Origin of the sequence: Nocardia sp. NPDC050712, from assembly GCF_040654295.1 — a bacterium.
In the GTDB taxonomy this organism is placed as follows: domain Bacteria; phylum Actinomycetota; class Actinomycetes; order Mycobacteriales; family Mycobacteriaceae; genus Nocardia.
The window spans coordinates 49,423-73,223 of record NZ_JBFAHT010000002.1 but is presented as its reverse complement, the minus strand read 5'-3'; the positions used below and the strand labels follow the sequence as shown (position 1 = coordinate 73,223).

The following is a 23,801-nucleotide window of genomic DNA, read 5'->3' as shown; positions in this document are numbered from 1 at the left end:
GCTTCCTACAAACCCCTCCGACCCGGGCCCGCGCAGCTTGACCTATGGCCTGCGTCACCGTAGTTTCGAGCCATCCGACCCGTGAGCTGCCAGAAGGAGGCGTAGTCGATGTCGACCATCTCTGACCTGCGCCGCCGCGCTCACCGGACCGTTTGGGTCCCGGGCCGGGTCGCACACGGCAACTGAACCGCCGTTTCGGTGTGCCCGTTTGTGGCCCCGGCATTTTTCGATCTCTCTCACCGCCCCGCGGCACGACCTCGCGTGCCGATTTGCGACCGAATAGAAAGCTCCTGAAATGGCGACTAGGATTATCGTATCGAGCGCGCACCGAAATGAGGTTGTGCCATGGTAGCGGCGCGGATCACGGTCAATGGGGAGTCCACCCCGATTTCCCCGGCCGAGCCTCACACCTCGGTCTTGGATTTCCTGCGGGATCGCGGATTCACCGGCAGCAAGGAAGGCTGCGCCGAAGGCGAATGCGGTGCCTGTTCGATCATGGTGGCCCGCCCCGGTGTCGAGCAGCCCACCGACTGGGTCGCGATCAACGCCTGCCTGGTGCCGGTCGCCGCGCTCGACGGTCAGGAGATCGTCACCGCCGAGGGCCTGGGCACCCTGGACCCGACCGGCGCACCGACCGCCCTGCATCCGGTGCAGCAGGAGATGGCCGTGCGCGGCGGTTCGCAGTGCGGTTACTGCACGCCCGGTTTCATCTGCAGTATGGCCTCGGAGTACTACCGTCCGAACCGCTGCGGCGGCGCCGCGAAGGCGGAGGCCGAGCCGCACGCGCACGACGACGCCCATGACGCCGAGCACGGCCCGAACGGCTTCGACCTGCACTCGCTGAGCGGAAACCTGTGCCGCTGCACGGGTTACCGCCCGATCCGGGATGCGGCGTTCGCGCTCGGCGCCCCGAGCGAGGACGACAAGTTCGCGCAGCGCCGCGGCGCGGAAGCACCTGCCGCGGTCGCCACCGAGTACAGCCAGGACGGCCGCACCTTCCGCCGTCCCGAGACGCTGGCCGACGCCGTGCAATTGCTGCGCGACCGCCCCGACGCGGTGCTCGTGGCCGGCTCCACCGACTGGGGCGTCGAGGTGAACATTCGCTCCCGGCGTGCCGATTACGCGATCGGCATCGATCGCCTCCCCGAATTGCGGGAGCTGCGCGTCGAATCCGATCACATCGAGATCGGCGCGGCCGTGCCGCTCACCGAGATCGAACGCCGCCTCGACGGCAGCGTGCCGCTGCTGGCGCAGCTGTTCCCGCAGTTCGCCTCCCGGCTGATCCGCAACACCGCGACCTTCGGCGGCAACCTGGGTACCGGTTCCCCCATCGGTGACAGCCCGCCGGCGCTGCTGGCCCTCGGCGCGTCGGTCGTGCTGGCCTCCGCCGACGGCGAGCGCGTGATCGACCTGGCCGACTACTTCACCGGCTACCGGCAGAGCGTGCGCCGGGCGGACGAACTGATCCGCGCCGTGCGCATCCCGCTGCCGCTGGCTCCGGTCACGGCGTTTCACAAGATCGCCAAGCGGCGTTTCGACGACATCTCCAGTGTCGCGGTCGCTTTCGCGCTGGACCTGGAGGACGGCGTCGTCCGCGCGGTGCGCATCGGCCTGGGCGGCGTGGCCGCCACCCCGATCCGCGCCCGCGACACCGAGGCGGCACTGGTGGGCAAGCCCTGGTCCACCGAGACCGTCGAGGCCGCGGCCCTGATCCTGCAGTCCGAGGGCACCCCGATGAGCGATCACCGGGCCAGCTCCGAGTACCGCTCCGCGATGCTCGGCCAGAGCCTGCTGAAGCTGTACGCGCAAACCACCGAGGCGGTCTTGTCATGAGCCAGCTGTCCGAGATTCCCGAGCGTCCTGTAGTCGGGCTGCCGCTGCCGCACGAGAGTGCGTCGCTGCATGTCACCGGTACCGCGCTCTACACCGACGACCTGGTGTACCGCACCAAGGACTGCCTGCACGCCTACCCCGTGCAGGTGATGAAGGCGCACGGCCGGATCGTCGCGCTGCGCACCGAGGCCGCGCTCGCGGTGCCGGGCGTGGTGCGCGTGCTCACCATCGCCGACGTGCCCGGCGTCAACGACGCCGGCATGAAGCACGACGAGCCGCTGTTCCCGCCCGAGGTCATGTTCTTCGGCCACGCCGTCGCGTGGGTGCTCGGCGAGACCCTGGAAGCGGCCCGGCTGGGCGCGGCGGCCGTCGAGGTCGACCTCGAGGAGCTACCCGCGATCGTCAGCGTGCGCGAGGCGATCGCGACCGAGAGCTTCCACGGCGCCCGGCCGAGCATGATCCGCGGCGACATCGAGGAGGGCTTCGCGAACTCGGTGCACGTCTTCACCGGCGAGCTCGAGTTCAAGGGCCAGGAGCACTTCTACCTCGAAACCCATTGCGCGCTGGCGCTGGTCGACGAGTCCGGGCAGATCTTCATCCAGTCCAGCACCCAGCACCCTTCCGAGACACAGGAAATCGTCGCGCACGTGCTCGGGCTGCACAGCCACGAGGTGACGGTGCAGTGCCTGCGCATGGGCGGCGGTTTCGGCGGCAAGGAGATGCAGCCGCACGGGTTCGCGGCCATCGCCGCGCTCGGCGCCAAGCTGACCGGTCGCCCGGTTCGGCTGCGGCTCAACCGGACTCAAGATTTGACCATGTCCGGCAAGCGGCACGGTTTCCACGCCGACTGGAAGATCGGCTTCGACGCCGAGGGCCGCATCCAGGCCCTGGCCGCGACGCTGACCGCGGACGGCGGCTGGAGCCTGGACCTGTCCGAGCCGGTGCTGGCCCGCGCGCTGTGCCACATCGACAACACGTACTGGATCCCGAACGCGCACGTCGACGGGCGGATCGCCAAGTCGAACACGGTGTCCAACACCGCGTTCCGCGGTTTCGGCGGCCCGCAGGGCATGCTCGTCATCGAGGACATCATGGGCCGCTGCGCGCCCCTGCTGAACCTCGACCCGGCCGAGTTGCGCGAGCGCAACTTCTACCAGCCGAATCAGAGCACGCCCTACGGCCAGCCGGTCGGCCAGACCGACCGGATCGGCGCGATCTGGCATCAGGTGCAGGACGGCGCCGACTGGGCCGAGCGGCAGCGCGAGATCGCGGTGTTCAACGCCACGCACCCGAACACCAAGCGCGCCTTGGCGATCACCAACATCAAGTTCGGTATCTCGTTCAACCTCACCGCCTTCAACCAGGGCGGGTCGCTGGTACTGATCTACAAGGACGGCTCGGTCCTGATCAACCACGGCGGCACCGAGATGGGCCAGGGCCTGCACACCAAGATGATGCAGGTCGCCGCGACCACGCTGGGCATCCCGCTGCACAAGGTGCGGCTGGCGCCGACCCGAACGGACAAGGTGCCCAACACCTCCGCCACCGCCGCGAGCGCCGGCGCCGACCTCAACGGCGGCGCGATCAAGAACGCCTGCGAGCAGTTACGCTCGCGCCTGGCTCAGGTCGCGGCCTCCCAGCTGGGCACGCCCGCCGCGGACGTGCGCATCGTCGACGGTGTGGTCAGCGCCCTGGGCAACGACAAGGAACTCGACTGGGACACCCTGATCCGCACCGCTTACATGCAGCGAGTTCAGTTGTCCGCCTCCGGTTTCTACCGGACCGAGGGCCTGCACTGGGACGCGAAGGTCTTCCAGGGTTCACCGTTCAAGTACTTCTCCTACGGCGCGGCCGCGACCGAGGTCGAGGTGGACGGCTTCACCGGCGCCTACAAGATCCGGCGGGTGGACATCGTGCACGACGTCGGCGACAGCCTCTCGCCGCTGATCGATATCGGTCAGGTCGAGGGCGGCTTCGTGCAGGGCGCGGGCTGGCTGACGCTGGAGGACCTGCGCTGGGACACCAGCGAGGGCCCCGGCCGCGGCCGGCTGCTGACCCAGGCGGCCAGCACCTACAAGCTGCCGAGCTTCTCGGAGATGCCCGAGGTGTTCAACGTCCGGCTGATGGAGAACGCCACCGAGGAGGGCGCGGTCTACGGGTCCAAGGCGGTCGGTGAGCCGCCGCTGATGCTGGCGTTCTCGGTGCGCGAGGCGCTGCGGCAGGCCGCCGCCGCGTTCGGGCCGGCCGGCACCAGTGTCGATCTGGCCTCGCCCGCGACGCCGGAGGCGATGTACTGGGCCATCAGCGCGGCCCGCAAGAGCGCGGTGGCCGGTAACGGGCACGCCACCAACGGGCACAACGGGAACGGCCACGCCGCCCTTGCCAACGGCAACGGGCACGTCGCCAACGGCAACGGCAACGGGCAGCGCGTCCCGGCCGAGTCGAGCACCTCGAGCGGTGCCTGACATGTCCTGGGTGGCCGCGGTCGCGGGGTTGCGAGCACGCCGGGAGGCCGGCGTGCTGGTGACCGTCGTGACCGTTCGCGGTCACGCCCCCCGCAAGGCGGGCGCCAAACTCGTGGTGGGACAGACCGAGTCGTGGGGTTCGATCGGTGGCGGCAATATCGAGGCCGTCGCCATCGATCGGGCCCGTGAGCTGATCGGCGTGCCCGATCCGGAAGCGGAACTGATGGAGTTCGCGCTCAACGACAAGGTCACCAACCGGCACGGCGTGCAGTGCTGCGGCGGCGTGGTCACCGTGCTGCTGGAGCCGTTGCCGGTGACGCCGTCCGTGGCGATCTTCGGCGTCGGGCACGTCGGCTACGAGCTGGCGCGGATCCTGGCCCGCCACAACCTCGATCTGCACCTGATCGACACCCGCCCCGAGCAGCTGACCGACGAACGCCTGGCCGTGCTGGCGGACGCCGAGGCGCAGGTGCACGTGCACCGCACGCTGCTCCTGCCCGAGGAGGTGATCGCGGAGCTACCGCGCGGCACCCACGTGCTGATCATGACCCATGATCACGCCGAGGACGCCGCGCTGTGCGACACCGCGCTGCGCACACCCGAACTGGGCTCGATCGGCCTGATCGGCTCGTCCGCCAAGTGGACCCGGTTCCGGCAGAAGCTGGCCACCGAGGGCGGCCACGACGAGGCCACCATCAACCGGATCAAGACCCCGATCGGCCTGACCGAGATCACCGGCAAGGAGCCCGCCGTGATCGCGATCAGCGTCGCGGCCGAACTACTGCTGGCCTTCCAGAAGGATCACGGGCAGTAGCCTCCCGATCAGCTGTGCGCGCCGTCGAAACCGGCCAGGAATCGCTTGAGCACCTTGCCGGTTTCGCCGCGCGGCAGCTGACTGAGGAACGCCACGTCGCGCGGCACCGAGACGCGCCCGAGCCGGTTGCGGATGTAGTTGCGCACCATCTCCGGATCCAGTCCCACCCCTTCGCGTTTCACCACGAAGGCGGCCAGCCGCTGACCGAAGTCGCGGTCCGGGACACCCACCACCGCGACCTCGCTCACCTGCGGTAACAACGCGAGGGCTTCTTCCACGGGGCGCGGGAAGACGTTCTCACCGCCGGAGATGATCATCTCGTCGTCGCGGCCCGCGATGTAGAGCCGCCCCGCCGCGTCCAGATAGCCGACGTCGCCGGTGTCGAGCAGGCCCTCGACCTCCTCCGGCGGCGCGGCACTGACGTACCCATCGAAGAGCATGTGGTTGCCGACGAAGATCCGGCCCACCACCCCGACCGGCACCGGCCGCCGATCCTCGCCCAGCACGGCGACTTTCGTGCCCAGCGGCGGGCAGCCGGCCGTCATCGGGGACAGTCGCAGATCGTCGGGGGTGGCGATGGTCGCCCAGGACACCTCGGTGGAGCCGTACACGTTGTAGAGAATGTCGCCGAAGCCGTCGAGGAACCGCAGCACCGTCGCCGCCGCCAGCGGCGCACCGCAACTGGCGACCACGCGCAGGCTGGACAGGTCGTAGCGGGCGCGCACCGCGATCGGCAGATCGAGAATCCGCTCCACCATCGTCGGCACCACCAGCAGGCTGGTGACCTGGTGCTCGGCGATCAGGCGCAGCGTGTCCTCGGCGTCGAACTGTTCGGGCAGCACGGTGGTGGCCCGCAGCGCCGTGCTGATCTGCAAGCCGGCCAGGCCCCAGGTGTGGAACAGCGGCGCGGGGATCAGCATGGTCTCGTGCATGCGCAGCGGAATGCGCGAGAGCAGCGCCGCGATCGTGGCGAACCCGCGGGGATGCGGACGCCGCGCGCCCTTGGGCGAGCCGGAGGTTCCGGAGGTCAGCACGACCAGGCGGCCGGGCTGCGAGGGCATCCGGAACTTGGTGTCCTGCTGGGCGATCAGCTCGTCCAGTGTGGTGCGATGCGAGGTCGGCGCCACGTCGGTGCTGATCCGCGGGAGGTCCTCGCGCAGGTATTTGACCAGATCCTCGAGCTCGCTGTCGACGAACAGCGCCATCAACCGGTCGCGCTGCACGATCTCCTCGAGCGTGCGCCCGGACAGGCCCGCGTTCATCAGCACCACATCGACGCCGAGTTTGCCCGCGGCGACCATGGTTTCGACCATGCCGCGGTGATTGCGCGCCAGTAGGCCGATCGCGTCACCGGTCCCGAGCCCGAGCCCGGCCATGGCGCCCGCCAGCGCGGTGGAGCGCTGGTCGATCTCGCTGAAGGTCCGGCTGCCCTGCCCGTCGATGACGGCGAGCCGATCCGGGGAGTGCGCCGCGCCCGCCGCGTACCCGCCGGCCAGGTTGAAGCCCCAGCGCACCAGGCTGCGCACCTGTTTGACGCCCAGGTCCGGGCGGCTGGCCAGCACCCGGCTGACCAGGATCTGCCGGGCCACGCTCGCCCGCAGTCGCACCGGGGAGTCCTCGCCGTTGATCACCACCGAGGTCGGCTTGTTCCGGACGATGTCGACGATCCGGTCCAGCCCGGCCTGAACCCACTGCACCAGTGTCGCTTTCGACACCTCGGTGAGACCGGGGTGCACCCGCCCGACGGCGAAACAGGTGATGATCACCTGGGTTTTCTCGCCCTCGCCGCGCAGCCGGATCGAGGCGAAACTGCCCTCGGCCGGGCAGTGCAGTTCCAGCCGCTCGAACCAGCGCACCACGATCGGCTGCACATCGATGGTCCGGATCCCGGACTCGATCGACCCGATCCGGAACCGCACCAGCGGCCGGTTGTCCACCGGCGCGAGCGGCTCGCAACCGCCTACTCCCACCAGGATTCGCGGATAGTTCTGCGGATCCACCAACAGCTCATAGAGCGCGCGCCGCGAGACCGGAACCTCGGCGACCACTTCGACAACATCGGTAATCAAACTACGATCAACTTCTCTGACGACCGGCGCCGCAGCGGGCCCGGCAGCCCGGCTACAACGGATTGAAAACTGAACTTACGGGTATTCGGTACCAGGTCGCCTTTCGCTCTCGCTCCTCTGCCGCGAGGATAACCGTCAGCAAACCCGGATCGGGCGGATTTCCCTGGACTACGGGACAGTTCACAACGGACGGTGGAACACCCCTGTGACCCGGGGGTAATTTCGGCTCGACCACCCCGGCCCGCTGTTAGCGTCGGGAGGTGGCATTGTCCGAGGAGTTCGATTACGACGTGATCGTCGTTGGTTCCGGTTTCGGTGGCAGCGTAACAGCGCTGCGGCTCGCCGAAAAGGGTTACCGGGTAGGGATTTTCGAGGCCGGGCGGCATTTCGACGATGCCGACTTCGCCAAGACCAACTGGGATCTGCGGCGCTACCTGTGGGCGCCGCGGCTGGGTTGCTATGGCATCCAGCGGATTCACCGGCTGCGCGACTGCTTCATCCTGGCCGGAGCCGGTGTCGGCGGCGGTTCGCTGAACTATGCCAACACCCTGTACAAGCCGGGGACCACGTTCTTCGGCGATCCGCAGTGGGCGGGAATCACGGACTGGGATGCCGAGCTGAGCCCCTTCTACGATCGGGCCCGCGCGATGCTGGGCGTGGTGCAGAACCCGCACATGACGCCCGCCGACGAGATCATCGCCTCGGTCGCGGTGGACATGGGTGTCGGGGATACCTTCGTGTCCACGCCGGTCGGGGTCTATTTCGGCACGCCCGGTGAGACCGTGGCCGATCCCTACTTCGGTGGCGTCGGGCCGGCCCGGACCGGCTGTATCGAGTGCGGCGAATGCATGACCGGTTGCCGGCACGGCGCGAAGAACACCCTGGTCAAGAACTACCTCGGGCTGGCGCAGCAGGCCGGCGCCCAGGTGCGCGCGCTGACGACGGTGACCGCGCTGAAACCCCGGTCCGACGGCAGCTGGGACGTCGAGACCAAGCGCACCGACGGCCGGCTCCGCAAGCGGCGCAAGACTTTCCGCGCGGCCCAGGTGGTGCTGGCGGCGGGCACCTGGGGTACCCAGCACCTGCTGTTCGACATGCGCGACAAGGGCATCCTGCCCGGCCTCTCGCCGCGGCTCGGCGTGCTGACCCGCACCAACTCCGAGGCCATCCTCGGCGCGGGGCGCACCGCGGTGGACCCGGCGATGGACATCACCAAGGGCGTCGCGATCACCTCGTCGTTCCATCCCACGCCCGACACGCACGTCGAGCCGGTGCGCTACGGCAAGGGCTCCAACGCGATGGGCCTGCTGCAGACCTATCTGATCGACGGCGGGCACCGAATCCCGCAGTGGCTGCGGGTCTTTCCGATGGCGCTCGCGCATCCGATCCGCACCGTCAAACTGCTGCGCACCAAGCAGTGGAGCGAGCGCACGCTGATCCTGCTGGTCATGCAGAGCCTGGACAACTCCATCACCACCTACACCCGCCGTGGCCTGTTCGGCCGCCGCTTCACCAGCAAACAGGGCTACGGACAACCGAATCCGACCTGGATCCCGACCGGTCACGAGGCCACCCGCCGGGTCGCCGACAAGCTCGGCGCGACGGCGGGCAGCACCTGGCCCGACCTGTTCAACGTGCCCATGACCGCCCACTTCATCGGTGGCTGCGTGATTGCCGACGACCCCGCCCAGGGCGTCATCGACCCTTACCACCGAGTGCACGGCTACCCCACCCTCAACATCGTCGACGGCTCGGCGATCTCGGCCAACCTCGGCGTGAACCCCTCCCTGACCATCACCGCCCAGGCCGAGCGCGCCGCCGCACTCTGGCCGAACAAGGGCGCCGCCGACCCGCGACCCGCGATGGGAGGCAAGTACCAGCAGGTGGAGCCGGTCGCGCCGCAGCGGCCAGCGGTCCCCGCCCATGCTCCGGTCGCGCTCGGGCTGCCGAGTGTCCTGAGCGACAAACCCGCGAGCTGACCCGTGGTGCGCGGCCGACACCGTGGCCGCGCGCCCGGTTTCGTCAGGACAAGGTGGTGACGTCCAGTGCGCCGTCGGCGTGCTGGACGCGCAGGCGCTTCTTGTCGTACTTGCCGACGCTGGTTTTGGGGACTTCGGGGACGAAGGTCCAGTACTCGGGCAGCTGCCACTTCGCGAACTTGTCGGCCAGGTAGTCGCGCAGTTCCTCGGGCTCGGCCTTCTGGCCCTCGGCGAGTACGACCGCGACCAGCGGGCGCTCGGCCCACTTGGGGTCGGGGATGCCGATGACGGCGGCTTCGGCGACCGCGGGGTGCCCGATGATCGCGTTCTCCAGGTCCACCGAGGAGATCCATTCGCCGCCGGACTTGATGACGTCCTTGGAGCGATCCACCAGGGTCAGGAAGCCGTTCGGGCTGATCTTGCCGACGTCGCCGGTGCGCAGCCAGCCGTCGTCGAACTTGTCGGGCTCGATCTCGCCGCCCTCGGGCGCGTAGTAGGAGCCGGTGATCCAGGCGCCGCGCACCTGCAACTCGCCCAGCGACTGCCCGTCGTTCGGGACGACGTTGCCCGCGTCGTCGACCAGCCGGGCACGGACACCGGCCGGGAAGCGGCCCTGGGTGTAGCGGTAGGCCCACTGCTCCTCGCCCTCCACTCCGACCGGCGGATGCGCCACCGATCCGAGCGGTGAGGTTTCGGTCATGCCCCAGGCGTGCAGCAGCTTGACGCCGAACTTCTCCTCGAACACGTGCATCATCGCGGGCGGCAGCGCCGAACCGCCGACCAGGCAGGTGCGCAGATGCGAAATGTCCTGCGGCGCGGCCTGTAAGCCGGCCAGCACGCCGCCCCAGATGGTGGGCACGGCGGCGGCGAAGGTGGGCCGCACCGCGGCCATCATCTCCAGCAGCGGCTGCGGCTGCAGGAAGCGGTCCGGCATCAGGACGTTCGCACCCGACATCAGCGCGGCGTAGGGCAGGCCCCAGGCGTTGGCGTGGAACAGCGGCACGATGGCGAGCACGGTGTCCTCGGCGGAGAAGCCCATGCCGTTGGGCGCGCAGACCTGGGTGGCGTGCAGCCAGTTGGAGCGGTGCGAATACACCACGCCCTTCGGGTCACCGGTGGTGCCGGAGGTGTAGCACATCCCGGCCGCCGAGCGTTCGTCGACGATCGGGAAGTCGAAGCTATCCGGCTGCGCGGCAAGCAGTTCGGTGTAGGAGTGCACCTGCACGCCCTCGGGCGCGGACAATGCCGCGGCGTCACCGTTGGCGACGATGACGTGGCGGACGGTCTTCAGGTTCGGCAGGTACTGGGCGAACAGCGGCAGCAGCGTGCCGTCCACGATCACCACCCGATCCTCGGCATGGTTGGCGACATAGACCAGCTGCTCGGGGAAGAACCGGATGTTGAGCGCGTGCAGGACCGCACCCATGGCCGGCACCGCCACATAGGCCACCATGTGCTCGTTGTTGTTCCACATGAAGGTGCCGACCCGGTCGCCGACGCCGATGCCGAGCTCGCGCAGCGCGTTGGCCAACCGTGCGGCCTGCGCGCCCACTTCGCGATAGGTCAGGGTGCGCAGGCCGTCTTCGGTCCAGGTGGAGACCGTGCTGTCGCCTTGGAAGGTGGACGCGTAGTTTAGCAGGGTCGCCAGCGACAGCTGCTCGTCCTGCATGGTGCTCAACATCGGAATTGCTTTCCTCTCAGAACTATCGGAAATCAGCCGTGCCGGAGCACGGTCAAGGTGGCGAGCAGTTTGTCGACCTTGGCGGTGCGCGCGAAGGTGGTCAGCGCCATGACGGCCGGGAGGCGGCGGCGTGCGACGGATTTCGCGTAGGTGAATTCCTTGAGCCCGTCCGGCCCGTGAATGCGGCCGAAGCCGGAATCACCGACGCCGCCGAAGGGCAGCTCCGGCAGCGCCGCGAACAGGTACACCAGGTTCACCCCGGTCATGCCGGAGCGGATGCGGCGGGCCAGTTCCTCGCCGCGCCGCTTGGAGAACACCGCCGAACCGAGGCCGTAGCGCGACGCGTTGGCGCGCTCGACCGCCTCGTCCATGGAGCGAACCTTGTTGACCGCCAGGGTCGGACCGAAGGTCTCCTCGGTCATGGCCAGCGAGTCCTCCGGCACGTCCACCAGCACGGTGGGCTGTACCAGCCGCTCGCCCACGGCCTCGGGACCGCCGACCACCGCTCGCGCGCCCTTGGCCAGGGCGTCGGCGATGTGGCGCGCCACCACGCCGGGCTGCGACGGCATCGTCATCGGACCGAGCTGCGCGTCCGGATCGGCGCCCGCCCGCAGGGTTTTCGTCAACGCCGTGAGCTTGGCGAGGAAGGCCTCGTAGACCTGCTCGTGCACGTAGACGCGTTCGGTGCCGATGCAGGCCTGCCCGGCGTTGGACAGCCCGCCCCACACCGCGGCCTCGGCCGCCGCGTCCAGATCGGCGTCGGCGTCCACCAGCAGCACGTCCTTGCCGCCCGCCTCGATCAGCACCGGGGTCAGGGTGTCGGCGCAGGCGCGCATGACCTTCTTGCCGGTCTCCGTCGACCCGGTGAACGCGACCTTGTCGACGCCCGAACGGCACAGTGCCGCACCGGTTTCGCCGAGACCGGTCACCAGTTGCAGGACCGAATGCTCGGGCACCACCTGCGCGAACGAGTCGACCAGCCACTTGCCCACCCCCGGGGTGAACTCGCTGGGCTTGAACACCACCGCGTTCCCGGCGGCGAGCGCGTAGCCGATCGAGCCCATCGGGGTGAACACCGGGAAGTTCCACGGCCCGATCACGCCGATCACGCCCAGCGGGAGGTATTCCACCGAGGCGCCCAGGTCGGCGGCCATCAGGCCGGGCGTGATGCTCTTGCGGCCCAGCACCTTCCGGGCATTGCCCGCGGCCCAGGCCAGGTGGTCCAGCATCATCACGATCTCGAGCTGGGCATCCGCGGTGGGCTTGCCGGTCTCCGCGTGCGACAACTCGGCCAGCTGCGCCATCCGGCGGGCGATGACGCCGCGCCATTTCTTCAGTCGCTCGCCGCGCTCGTCGAAGCTCAGTTCCGCCCACCAGCGCGCGGCTTCCCTTGCCCGCGCGACGGTTTCGTTCACCTGCTCGGCGTCCAGGATCGGGTGCGTCCCGACCACATCGCCGGTCGCGGGGTCGAGCGAATCGAAGGTCGCCACAGCGGTCGAAGTCACGGTTACTCCCTGGAGGTCCTCGGTCACGGCCGGCGGCGTCATGCGCGCGCCCCGCGGATCAGATCGGATGCCTTCTCGCCCACCATGATCGAGGGGGCGTTGGTATTGCCGCGGGGCACCATCGGCATCACCGACGCGTCGGCGACGCGCAGGCCGTCGATGCCGCGCACCCGCAGCCGCGGATCGACCACGGCGTCCTCGCCGGTGCCCATCGAGCAGGTGGCCACCGGGTGGTACAGCGTCTGGGTCCAGGCCCGGATGTGATCGCCCAGTTCGTCGTCGGTCAGGCCGGACACCGGATTCGGCAGGTAGGGCCGGGACAGGAAGCGCGCGAACGGCTTCTCGCGCACGATGTCGAGCATGCGCCGGGCGCCGGCCACCGAGGCGGCCAGGTCGACGGGGTCGCTGAAGTAGGCGGGATCCAGCTCCGGCTTCCACGCCGGGTCCGCCGATCGCAGCCGCAGCCGGCCGCGGCTGGCGACGTTCACCAATGTCACGCCCGCGGTGACCATCTGGGCGGTGGGCTCGCGGAAACCGTTGTCGTAGAACCCGGTCGGCGCGGTGATGATCTGGATATCGGGCGCGGCCAGGCCGTCCCGGGAGGCGAAGAACGCGCCGCCCTCACCGACATTCGAGGACAGCGGGCCGCGGCCGGACAGCTTCCACTGCATGAGCCGGGCCGGGTTCGAGAAGTCGGTGAGGTCGGAGGTGTCCTTGCTGTACCAGAGGAACGGCGTGACCGGATGGTCGTGCAGGTTCTCCCCCACGCCCGGCAGGTCGAGCACCGGGTCGATGCCGTGCTCGCGCAGGTGCGCCGCCGGGCCGATGCCCGAAAGCATCAGCAGCTGCGGCGAATTGATGGCGCCACCGGACAGCACGACCTCGCCGTCGGCGTAGGCGAGCTGCTCCGCGCCGCGACTGCGATAGGCCACGCCCACCGCGCGCGTGCCCTCCAGCAGCACCCGGGTGACGAACGCGTGCGTGCGAACGGTCAGGTTCGGGCGGTCGAGGGCCGGGCGCAGGTAGCCGTCCGCGGTCGACCAGCGCCGGCCGTCCTTGCAGGTCACCTGGTAGCGCCCCGCGCCCTCCTGCTCGGCGCCGTTGAAGTCGTCGTTGCGCTTCAGTCCGTGCGCGACCGCCGCCTCGATCCAGGCGTCGGTCGTCTCGTGGGTGTAGCGGCGGTCCTCCACGTGCTGCGGGCCCGCGCTGCCGTGGAAGGCGTCACTCAAGCGCGAATTGCCTTCGGCGCGTTTGAAATACGGCAGTACGTCGGCATAGCCCCAGCCTTCGGCGCCGAAATCGTCGCGCCAGCTGTCGTAGTCGGCCGGATTGCCCCGGATGTAGATCATGGCGTTCATCGACGAGCAGCCGCCCAGGCCCTTCATCCGCGGCCAGAAGGCCCGGCGGCTGCCCATGTGCTTCTGCTCGGTGGTCTCGTAGTTCCAGTCCCACTTGGTCTTGAACAGGTTCGGGAAGGCCGCCGGCAGGTGGATCTCGTCGGCGTCGTCCGGGCCGCCCGCCTCCAGCAGCAGCACCGAGACCGACGGATTCTCCGACAGCCGCGCCGCCACCACCGCACCCGCGCTGCCGGCCCCGACGATCACGTAGTCGAAGCGGTTCTTCTCGCTCAAAACTCTCCTCTGAAGCTCGCCACGCATCTCGTGACCGGGGTCACTCTGTAGTCATTCGAAGGGTAAGGCCGGTCAACTGGGGATTCCTACGTCCGCCAGGGCCGCTTTTTTGATATTTTTGGCCAGTGGGCATCGCAGGGGAGACCGACGCGTCGGGGCGCCGGAACGCGCTGATCGGGATGCGCGCGCCGACGAGCGCGCTGCTGGTCACCCGGCTGGCCGCCGAACACGGGCTGGCCGAATCGGACTGCCTGCGCGGCACCGGCCTGCTCGGCGCCGATCTACGCAAACCCGGCACCCTGGTGACCGGTGCGCAGGAGATCACGATCATCGACAATCTGCTGCGCACGCTGCCCGACAGTCCGGGCCTCGGCCTGGCCGTCGGCCTGCGCTACCACGCCACCGTGCACGGCATGTGGGGTTACGCGCTCATCGCCAGCCAGTCCATCCGCGACGCGATCGAGGTCGGCCTGCGGTTCCTGGACCTGTCGTATTCGTTCTGCGACATCACCGCCGTCGAGACCGGCGACGAGATCGCTCTGGTGATCGAGCCCGCGGTGCCCGATCCGGTGGTGGCCCGCTTCGTCGCCGAGCGCGACATCAACGTCATCGCCACCCTGCTCCGCGATATCGCCGGGCCCGCGCAGCGGCTGAGCGCGGTCCGGCTGCCCTACCCCGAACCCGCGCCCGAGGCCGCCCGCCGCATCGAGGCCGCCCTGTCCTTCCGGCCCGAGTACGACGCCGCCCACTACGCCACCGTTTTCGACAAGCGCACCGTCGACGACCCACTCCCCCAGGCCGACCCGTACACCGCCGACCTGGCCACCCAGCAGTGCCGCGAACTCGCCGCCCAGCGCAGCGCGCTCACCGGCACCGCGGGCCGGGTCCGCGATCTGCTCTTCGGCCAGCCCCGCGGCCCGCGCAGCGAAGCCGAAGTCGCTGCCGCCCTGCATCTTTCGGGCCGGACGCTACGCCGTCAGCTGGCCGCCGAGGGGCACTCCTACCGGTCCCTGCTCGACGAGGTCCGCCGCACCCTGGCCTGCGAACTGCTCACCGGCACCGACCTGTCCACCGCGGCCGTCGCCGACCGCCTCGGCTACACCGAGGCCGCCAGCTTCACCCGCGCCTTCCAGCGCTGGACCGGCACCACACCCCTGCGCTGGCGCAAAGCGCACTAGCGCCGGACAGACGACGGCGCCGCCCGGATTCAGCGAATCCGGGCGGCGCCGTCGTGTGCACTGATTACCCGGGCAGACCCGCCTCGATGGCGGCGATGATGCGCGGGCGCAGATCGGTGACGCTGACGACCGCGTCCACCGAACCGACCTCGACCGCACGCTGGATGTTGTGCACGCGATCGAACTCCGCGGCCACCTCACCCAGCTTCTCCGCGCGAACCGAGGACCGGACCTCACCGAGTTCGGCGGTCAGCGCCGCCCGGTCGGCGCCGGCCGTGCTCGCCGCACGCGCACCCAGATCGCGCACCCGCGGATCGGCCGCGGTCCGGGTGTCCACCTCGCCGGCGAACACCACCGCGGCCGCCGGAGCGCCACCGAGCACCGAGGCGAAGGAGCCCTCCACCGCGAGCACGGTCATGTTCGGGTTCAGCTTGTTCGAGAAGACCACGAACGCGCCGCCGTGATACCGGGAGATCACGCAGAACACGATCGGCCCCTGGAAATTCACGACCGCACGGCCGATCTCGGCGCCGTACTCCAGCTGCAACTTGCGCAGGGACTCCGGGGAACCGTCGAAGCCCGACAGGTTCGCCAGCACCACCAGCGGGCGATTTCCGCTGGCCGCGTTGATGGCCCGGGCCGCCTTCTTCGACGACTGCGGGAACAGCGTGCCCGCGGTGTAGGTATCCGGGCCGTCGGTGGACGGGAAACCGCGCCGCGCGATACCGCGCGACTCGATCCCGAGCAGGCACACCGGGATGCCGCCGAGGTGCGCGTCCTGCACCACCGAGGTATCGGCATCGGCCATGCCCGCCCAGCGCTCCAGCACCGGATGGTCCTGGTCGGACACCGCGCGCATCACCGTGCGGATGTCGAAGGGCTTCTTGCGATCGGGATTGGCCGCCGCGGAGAAGATCTCGCCGACCGTGCCGAAATCGCTGCCGCCCACGATGTGCGGGAAGTCCGACACGTCGCGATCGACCGGGTCGACGCTGCGCGCACGACGCGGCGACCGCTCGTCCGGTGCGATGTAGGTGTGGTCGTAGTGCGCCATCAGCACATCGCGCGCGGCCAGCAGGTTCGGCGCCCAGTACTGCGCCTGCCCGTTCGGCCCCATCACCCGGTCGTAACCACCGATGCCGAAGTTGTCCTCCGCCGAGACGCCGCCGGAGAAGTCCAGCGCCTGCTTGCCGGTGAGCACCATCGCCGAATCCGGGGTCATCACCAGGATGCCCTTGGTGTGCATGAGCATCGTGGCCTCGGCGTTCCAGTACGGCTGCGCGCCGACGTTGATGCCCGCGACCACGATATTGATCTCGCCGCCGTCCTGGGTGAACTCGACGATCCGCTTGAGCGCGGCCGCCACCCAGTCCATGTTCTCGGTGCCCGAGGACATCGAGATCCGGGCCCCGGAGGACAGCGCGTACCACTCCAGCGGCACCCGCAGCCGTTCGGCCAGATCCAGCGCGGAGATGACCCGCTGGCATTCCGGTTCCGACAGCGCGCCCAGCGATTTCGTCGGATCGCCGAGCAGCACCACGCGGGTCACGCCCTCCGGGTAGCTGTCGGTCGGCGTCGAGACCACGCCCGCGACGATCGCCGCGGAGTTGCGGCCCCGGGGCCGATCGACCGGCACCAGCGTGCGGTTGTCGTCGAGGTCGTACTCGGCGAATTCGCCCAGCAGCGCGGTCAGCTCGTACGGGTAGACGGTGTTGCGGCCGGCGGCGCGCAGCACCTTCTGCCGGTATTCGTCGATCGGCACGACCGGGTCGTCGGAGGGCTCCTCGACGGTCACCGCGGAGCCGCCGTGCACATCGAAGGCGATGCGCAGCGCCACCTTGGTCAGCGCACCGGTCTCCTGATCACGCTCACGCGCGATCAGCACGATCTCCTCCAGCCCCGCGCCCGCCGTCGTCGGCAGCACGTGGCCGGCGATGATCGACTGCAACTCGGCGCGGGTGACATCGACCGGCGGCCAGATGTACATCACGATGCGGTTGGTGTTGAACCGCTTGTTCGACGGCCGCTGCGCCTGTGCCCGGCGGATGGAATCCAGGCAGGTCGCGATGGTGATCTCCGCGGTCGGCAGCGCACGCAGCCGGCCGTCCTGGTCACGCAGTGTGGCCAGGTCACGGACCTGGGCGAAGGCGATCAGGCGATCGTCGCCCGGGTTCTCCTTGGCGACGCAGCGGAACAGGTACACCTCCTCGTCGTCGGAGGAGGGCAGCCGGGTCAGATCGAAATTGCGCAGCCGCTCCATCTGCATCCGCTGCGCGATGTAGGGATGCAGGCCGCGGATCAACCGCTCCTCGGCCATACCGGTGGCCGACGGGCGGAAGGTGAAGTGGTGGTGCATGACCGCGCCGCCACTGCCCGCGACCGTCGCGGTGATCCGGTGGATCTGGTTCGGCCACGCCTGCGCGCCGATCGCCTGCTGCAGGGCGGTGGCCATCGCGTCGAAGTCCGCCGGCTGGTCTTCCCAGCTCAGGTAGATATCGGCATCGATAGAGGCCGCACCGGCCGCCAATTCGGTGAGCCCGCGCAGCGCGGCGTCGAGGGCGTCGAAGCGCACCGCGGCCGAGACCAGGCTGGCCCCGTCCCGCTCGGCGATCACGAAGGTGCAGCCGTCGATCTCGTGGGTGCGCACACCCGTCAGACCCTTGTTGCCGTAGTAGCGCCGGGTCAGCACCTCGAGCATGACGGTGTTGTCGGACTTGCCGCGCACCAGGCGCTGACCGAGCAGCCGCACCAGCGGCTCGGTGCTGCGCACCATCTCCGAGACGCGCTCGGCCCGATCCGGCGAATCCGGCTGTGCGTCCAGGTGCGTGAGATTCTTGCGGACGTTGGTGTAGACCCGGGCCCGGTTGCGCCGCAGCAGCGGCAGGCCGTACCAGGCGTAGACCACGCCGCGGGCCAGGTCGGCGATGACCGGGAACCGCACCTGGGTCGCGGCCATCAACCGTTCCAGCGCCAAGCCGACCGGCTCGCGCAGCACCTGATCCGGCACCGGCTCGGGCAGCCACTCGCGCAGCAGCGTCGTGACCACCGGGATGGTGTCCGACAGCCGCTGCTGGGCCAGGAATACCCGGAAGACCGCCGCTTCCAGCTCCGGCGAGCGCTCCAGATCGGTGACGCCGTAGTGCCCCAGGGCCTTGGTGAGCTTGTCCTGGAACGACTCCGGCACGCCGGCCCGCTCGACATCGAGACTCTGCAGGTAGGTGTGGAAATACTCGCGGGCGCTGTACACGTGGCCCTGGTTGTCCTCGGCGAGGGAGCGGTTGTGGCTCAGCTCGGCGAGATCGGCGAAGACCTCGATGAGTTCGAGTTCCTCGGCCAGCGGGCGGCGGCCCTCGCGCACGGCCGTCGCGCGCGCGGCCAGGTAATCGTCGAGCACCCGGCGTTCGTCGTGCGGATCGACGTCGAAGCCAAGCAGCAGGCTGCGCAGGTTCTCCTGGCCGCGGGTCGTGCGCTCGTGCGGCTGCACCTCGGCCGGGGCCTCGGGCAGATCCAGTTCGACGGCCTCGGTGACCGCTTCCTCGGCGGCCTCGTCCTCGTCGGCGATCGGCTCCAGGCGCAGCAGCGGCGCGCCCGTCTCGACCTGCGAGCCGACCGAGACGACCGACTCCTTGAGCCGGGCCTTGAACGGCGCGCGCAGCACCGTTTCCATCTTCATGCTCTCCAGCACCAGCACCGGCGCGCCGGCCTCGACCTCCGCGCCGACCGCCAGCGGCGTGGCCACCACCAGCGCGGGCGCCGGCGAACGGACGACACCGCCCTCGTCGAGGCTGACCCGGTGCGTGACACCGTCGACGTCGACCAGGTGGATCGCGCCATGCGTGCCGGTGGTCAGGCGATACCGGATGCCGTTGACCACGATGTGCCCGGTGTAGCGGTCGAAACGCTCCAGATCGACGTCGGCGGTGCGGATCTCGCCGCCCGCCTCGATGCCGATGCGGAAGCGGTGCGCGCCGATCCGGGCGACCCGCACGCGATAGCTCGCGCCGCGCAGCTTGAGATCGAGCGGACGCCCGCTCTCGTGCTGGATCTGCGGGCGGCCGCCGGCGGCGGTGAACAGCAGTCGCTGCTGCTCGATCCGCTCTTCCTCCTCGTAGGCGTCGATGGCGGCGGCGGCCAGCGCGACGGACGAATGCCGGTGTGAGATCAGCCGGCCCTCGCCGCGGACCCGGTCGATCCAGCCGGTGTCGGCGCTGCCGTCGAGCACCTCGGGCTGGATCAGCAGGTCGAGCACGAAACTCTTGTTGGTCGCACCGCCCTCGATGATCACCCGGGTCTCGGCCATGGCCCGGCGCAACCGGCCAAGGGCCTGCTCCCGATCCCGGCCGTAGGCGATGATCTTGGCGATCATCGAGTCGAAATCGGCGGGGATGGTGTCACCCTCGCTGACGCCGGTGTCGACGCGGATGCCCGGTCCGGCGGGCAGATCCAGGCGCTCGATGCGGCCGGGGGCGGGCGCGAAGTCGCGGTCCGGATCCTCGGCGTTGAGCCGGGCCTCGATCGCGTGACCGCGCTCGAGCGGGCGCTCGCCCTCGAGCCGACCGCCGGCGGCCACGTGCAGCTGCGCGCGCACCAGGTCGAAGTCGGTGGTGACCTCGGTGATCGGGTGTTCGACCTGCAGCCGGGTGTTGACCTCGAGGAACGCGAACAGCTTGTCGACCGGGTGGTACAGGAACTCGACGGTCGCCGCGCCGCGGTAGTCGACCGCGATGGCCAGCCGCTCGGCCGAGGCCTTGAGCTCGGCCACCTGCTCGGGACCGAGCACCGGCGAGGACGACTCCTCGATCACCTTCTGGTTGCGCCGCTGCACCGAGCAGTCGCGCACGCCCAGTGCCCAGGCGGTGCCCTGACCGTCCGCGATGACCTGCACCTCGACGTGGCGCGCACCGGTGACCAGGCGCTCCAGGAAGACCACGCCACTGCCGAACGCGCGCACCGCCTCCTGGCGGGTGCGCTCGTAGGCGTCGACGAGTTCGTCCTCGTTCGAGACCATGCGGATGCCGCGGCCGCCGCCACCGGCGGTCGCCTTCAGCATCAGCGGGTAACCGATATCGGCCGCCGCGGTGAGCGCGGCCTCCACCGTCTCCACCGCGCCGCGGCTCCACGGCGCGACCGGCACGCCGACCTCCTCGGCGATCAGCTTCGCGCCGATCTTGTCGCCGAGTTTGCGCATCGCGTCCGGGCTCGGACCGATGAAGGTGACGCCGATCTGCTCGCACAGCTCGGCGAAGGCGGGATCCTCCGCGACGAAACCCCAACCGACCCACGCGGCTTGCGCGCCGGTCGTGCGCAGGGCTTTCTCCAGGGCTTTCAGGTCCAGATAGGGACGTGCTGCCGCTGGCCCGAGGTCATACGCTAGGTCGGCCTCGCGAACGAATGTCGCGGTCCGATCGACATCGGTGTACAGAGCAACGGTCTCGATCGGTTGCCCCGTCTCCGCGGCCAGATCTCGGACTGCGTGGATGAGGCGCATGGCAGCCTCGCCCCGATTCACGATGGCGATGCGGTTGAACACTCACCGGCTCCTTTCTAAGCTTCGGCCACCCCGAGTACCTCCCGGCCTATTTCGCCGGCCATCACCTCGGTCGAGTAGGCCATGAGTTGACCTGCTTCGGCATCACGCAGATGACGTTGGATCGGGGATTGTTTCAAGTATCCCGAGGCCCCGCCTACGCGAACAGCTAATTGCGCGACCTCGACGGCAACCTTATTCGCAAGGTACTTGGCGCGCATCAGGGTGGGGAAGAAGACCGGTCTTTTATTGTCTGCTTCGGCCAGTCCGCGGTCGTAGATCGCATGCGCTGCGGCCAACCGGGATTCGACATCGGCGACCTCGAACTGGACCCATTGCTGGTGCGAGAGCGGCTTGTTCAAGATCACCCGGGAGCGCGCGTGCTCGACGAGCGCCGCCAGCGCCGCGTCCGCGATGCCGAGCGAAATCGCAGGTAGACCGGCTGGAATCACCTGATAGTCGGTGAATCCCGGTGCGCGGCCGCGGTACTCCGAGCGCAGCAGGGTGGTGTCGAAGGCGAGCAGCTGACTGCGGGTGGCGCGCAGGCCAAGGGTGTCCCAGATCGGGATGATCGTGATCGACGGATCCGGCAGCGGCACACCGAAGAACGCGGGCTCCCCGTCCACCCGCGCGTTGGTGATCAGATAATCCGCGATCTCGGCGCCGGAGACGAAACGCTTCGCACCGGTAAGTGTCCAGCCGCCTTCCGCCTCGAGCGCATCCTGTTGCGGATTGAGGAACCTATTACCACTCGCCGGCTCGGAAAGTGCATTCGCAAAACGCTTACCCGCAAGTAACTCTTCGGCGAAAAACGGACCAAGCGTTTCTCTTGTGAATTCGGCCAGTCCGACGGCCGCGCCGGCGTGCATCAGCCAGATCGTCGCGGTGGACGGATCGGCCTTGGCCAGGACGCGCAGCAGCCGCCCGAAACCCCGGTAGCTCAGGCCGGTTCCGCCGACCCACTCGGGCAGCACGGCCGCGTCGGCGCCGGCCTTGTGCAGCGCCTGTAAGTGCCCGGTGGCGATCTCGGCGCGCTCGTCGTAATCGGCCGCGACGGCGGCGAATCCGGCGGCCAGTTCGGTGACCCGGTCCAGCAGTCGCTGTTCGGCCTCGGGCAGGGGTTCGGCGTACTCGGTGGTGATCACGAAATGCTCTCGGATCGAAGGGAATCGACGGACAATCCGCCCGACCATACCGGCCGCCCACCGGTCTCGATCGCGGTTCAGCGCTTCCGAGACGCCGCCGGCGCGCGCGGTGGTGCCAGCACCACCCGAGATTCGGGCGTTAGCAGGCTGATTGCCACGCGCGGATTTCCGTAGGTTCGGTCTCGTGAAGGTGAAACTTGCGGTGCTGGTAGCGGCGGTGGTGGCAACGGTGTCCTGCGGTGCGGACGAGGCCGGCGGCCGGCCGGAGGTCGGGCGGGAACAGGTGGCGGCTGCGCTGAATGATGCTGTGCGGCTGGGATATCCGGGCGGCCAGGCGGTGATCGTGGACCGCGGGCACACCTGGCGGGTCAGCGCCGGCGTCGGCGATCTGGCCACCGGCGCGCCGTTCGCCGAGGACGCGCGACTGCGAATCGCGAGCAACACCAAGACATTCGTCGCGACAGTGCTGCTGCAGTTGGTGGCCGAAGGCAAAGTCGAGCTGGACGCACCGGTGGGGCGGTACCTGCCGGGAGTCGTGCGGGGGCCCGGCACCGACGAGAACCGGATCACCCTGCGAAATCTGTTGCAGCACACCAGCGGACTGCCCGAGTACGTGGCCGAGTTCGGTACCCCGCCGACGCCCTGGCAGGTCGACTTCCTCGCCGAACAAACCCGCTGGCAGATCGCGGACCTGCCCGCGATCCTGCGCACCGCGCTGGCCGCGCCCGCCGCCTTCGAGCCCGGCACGACATGGGCGTACACCAACACCAACTACGTCGTCGCGGGGATGGTGATCGAGCGGGTCACCGGTGCGCCGCTGGGCGCGGAGATCACCCGTCGCGTCATCGAACCACTTGGCCTGCGCGACACCTACTTCCCCGAGGCGGACGAGGTCGACCTGCGCGGCCCGCATGTCAGCGGCTACAGCGAGGTCCGCGGCGAGCGCGTCGACTACACCCGCCAGAACGTCTCGGCGGCGGGCGCGGCGGGCGCGATGGTCGCCACCGGGGCCGACCTGGCCCGGTTCTTCGACGCGCTGCTCGGCGGCGAACTGCTGCCGCCCGCGCAGCTGGCGGAGATGAAGAACGCGCGGCCGATCAGCGAAAACAACCCGCTGGCCTACGGTCTCGGTCTGATGCGGATCCAGATGCCGTGCGGCCTGGAGTTCTGGGGGCACAACGGCGGCATCCCCGGGACCCTCACCTACGCCGGTGTCGTCCCGGCCACCGGGCGGGCCGTCACGGTCGCCCTGAACCAGGATTTCACCGACCCGGAACGATCCCCGCTGCCCGGCCGGGTGCTCGCCGCCGCGATGTGCGCGGACGAGTAGGCGCGCCCCGGGGGAGAATGCGGGACGGACCGGACGGAGTCTCGCGGAGAGGAATGGCATTTGGGCGTCGCGCGCACCCCACGCCAAGCGTGGATCGAGCAGGGACTACAGACGTTGTCGACCAGCGGGGTGGACGCGGTCCGGGTCGAAGTGCTGGCCAAGGCGCTCGGCGTGACCAAGGGCGGCTTCTACGGGTACTTCGCCGATCGCAACGCGCTGCTGACGGCGATGCTCGACCAGTGGGAACGCGAATGCACCGAGGATGTGCTCGACCGCGTCGCCGGCATCGAAGATCCCCGCGCCACAGTGGTGCTGGCCGGACGGCTCACCCTCTCCGGCGACCGCCTGCTCGGCATCGATCTGGCCATCCGCGACTGGGCCCGGCGCGACGCCGCCGTGGGCGCGCGGCTGCGCCGGGTGGACGACGTGCGCATGGACCTGCTGCGCGACATGATCGGCACCTTCTGCACCGATCCCGACGAGGTCGAGGCGCGCAGCCTGCTCGCCTTCTGCCTGGCGATCGGCAACCAGTTCCTCGCCGCGGGACACCACGGGCGCACCCGCGAGGAAGTCCGCGCTCGCGCCTCGGCCATCATCCTGGAGCGGCCCGCCGACCAGGACGGATAGCGCGGCGCGACGACCGA

The 23,801-nt window shown here is 69.5% G+C and carries 13 protein-coding genes; 7 read left to right on the top strand and 6 right to left on the bottom strand.

All coding sequences use genetic code 11. The annotated features are described in order from the left end of the window. Nucleotides 1-345 precede the first annotated feature (345 nt). The 3 genes from AB0H76_RS10710 to xdhC are packed head-to-tail and all read left to right on the top strand — an operon-like array spanning nt 346 to nt 5,112. A complete protein-coding gene (locus tag AB0H76_RS10710; RefSeq protein WP_357320731.1) occupies nt 346-1,833 on the top strand; it encodes an FAD binding domain-containing protein in 1,488 nt (495 codons plus the stop codon). Further along, on the top strand, nt 1,830-4,298 hold the full coding sequence (xdhB, locus tag AB0H76_RS10705; protein ID WP_357320728.1) for a xanthine dehydrogenase molybdopterin binding subunit: 2,469 nt from the start codon (nt 1,830-1,832) through the stop codon (nt 4,296-4,298). The genes AB0H76_RS10710 and xdhB overlap by 4 nt, the downstream gene beginning before the upstream one ends. A gap of 1 nt (nt 4,299) precedes the next feature. Beyond that, nucleotides 4,300-5,112: a xanthine dehydrogenase accessory protein XdhC gene (xdhC, locus tag AB0H76_RS10700; RefSeq protein WP_357320725.1), complete on the top strand. Its 813-nt coding sequence runs from the start codon at nt 4,300-4,302 to the stop codon at nt 5,110-5,112. A gap of 8 nt (nt 5,113-5,120) precedes the next feature. On the opposite strand, the gene AB0H76_RS10695 is transcribed toward xdhC, so the two are convergent. After that, nucleotides 5,121-7,181: an AMP-binding protein gene (locus AB0H76_RS10695; protein ID WP_357320722.1), complete on the bottom strand. Its 2,061-nt coding sequence runs from the start codon at nt 7,179-7,181 to the stop codon at nt 5,121-5,123. A 266-nt stretch (nt 7,182-7,447) separates the two neighbouring features. Here AB0H76_RS10695 and AB0H76_RS10690 point away from each other — a divergent pair, with 266 nt between their 5' ends. Then, nucleotides 7,448-9,160, top strand: a complete 1,713-nt coding sequence (locus tag AB0H76_RS10690; protein WP_357326071.1) for a GMC family oxidoreductase — start codon at nt 7,448-7,450, stop codon at nt 9,158-9,160. A 43-nt stretch (nt 9,161-9,203) separates the two neighbouring features. On the opposite strand, the gene AB0H76_RS10685 is transcribed toward AB0H76_RS10690, so the two are convergent. The 3 genes from AB0H76_RS10685 to AB0H76_RS10675 are packed head-to-tail and all read right to left on the bottom strand — an operon-like array spanning nt 9,204 to nt 13,977. After that, nucleotides 9,204-10,841: a long-chain fatty acid--CoA ligase gene (locus AB0H76_RS10685; RefSeq protein ID WP_357320719.1), complete on the bottom strand. Its 1,638-nt coding sequence runs from the start codon at nt 10,839-10,841 to the stop codon at nt 9,204-9,206. A 32-nt stretch (nt 10,842-10,873) separates the two neighbouring features. Then, entirely contained in the window at nt 10,874-12,388 is a 1,515-nt protein-coding gene (locus AB0H76_RS10680; protein WP_357320716.1) for an aldehyde dehydrogenase family protein, read from the bottom strand. Further along, the gene (locus AB0H76_RS10675; RefSeq protein ID WP_357320713.1) at nt 12,385-13,977 is read right to left on the bottom strand and encodes a GMC family oxidoreductase N-terminal domain-containing protein; all 1,593 of its coding nucleotides are present in this window, start codon (nt 13,975-13,977) and stop codon (nt 12,385-12,387) included. Before AB0H76_RS10675 ends, AB0H76_RS10680 begins: the two co-directional genes overlap by 4 nt. A gap of 125 nt (nt 13,978-14,102) precedes the next feature. On the opposite strand from AB0H76_RS10675, the gene AB0H76_RS10670 reads away from it, so the two are divergent. Further along, on the top strand, nt 14,103-15,155 hold the full coding sequence (locus AB0H76_RS10670; RefSeq protein ID WP_357320710.1) for an AraC family transcriptional regulator: 1,053 nt from the start codon (nt 14,103-14,105) through the stop codon (nt 15,153-15,155). A gap of 64 nt (nt 15,156-15,219) precedes the next feature. On the opposite strand, the gene AB0H76_RS10665 is transcribed toward AB0H76_RS10670, so the two are convergent. Next, nucleotides 15,220-20,685 carry a carboxyl transferase domain-containing protein gene (locus AB0H76_RS10665; protein WP_357320707.1) on the bottom strand — a complete coding sequence of 1,822 codons (5,466 nt, stop codon included), beginning with the start codon at nt 20,683-20,685 and terminating at the stop codon, nt 15,220-15,222. Between the two features lie 14 nt (nt 20,686-20,699). Next, the gene (locus AB0H76_RS10660) at nt 20,700-21,827 is read right to left on the bottom strand and encodes an acyl-CoA dehydrogenase family protein (protein WP_357320703.1); all 1,128 of its coding nucleotides are present in this window, start codon (nt 21,825-21,827) and stop codon (nt 20,700-20,702) included. A gap of 184 nt (nt 21,828-22,011) precedes the next feature. Here AB0H76_RS10660 and AB0H76_RS10655 point away from each other — a divergent pair, with 184 nt between their 5' ends. Then, complete coding sequence (locus AB0H76_RS10655) at nt 22,012-23,157, top strand: serine hydrolase domain-containing protein (protein WP_357320700.1); 1,146 nt, start codon at nt 22,012-22,014, stop codon at nt 23,155-23,157. Between the two features lie 60 nt (nt 23,158-23,217). Further along, nucleotides 23,218-23,784: a TetR/AcrR family transcriptional regulator gene (locus AB0H76_RS10650; RefSeq protein ID WP_357320697.1), complete on the top strand. Its 567-nt coding sequence runs from the start codon at nt 23,218-23,220 to the stop codon at nt 23,782-23,784. Nucleotides 23,785-23,801: the final 17 nt, after the last annotated feature.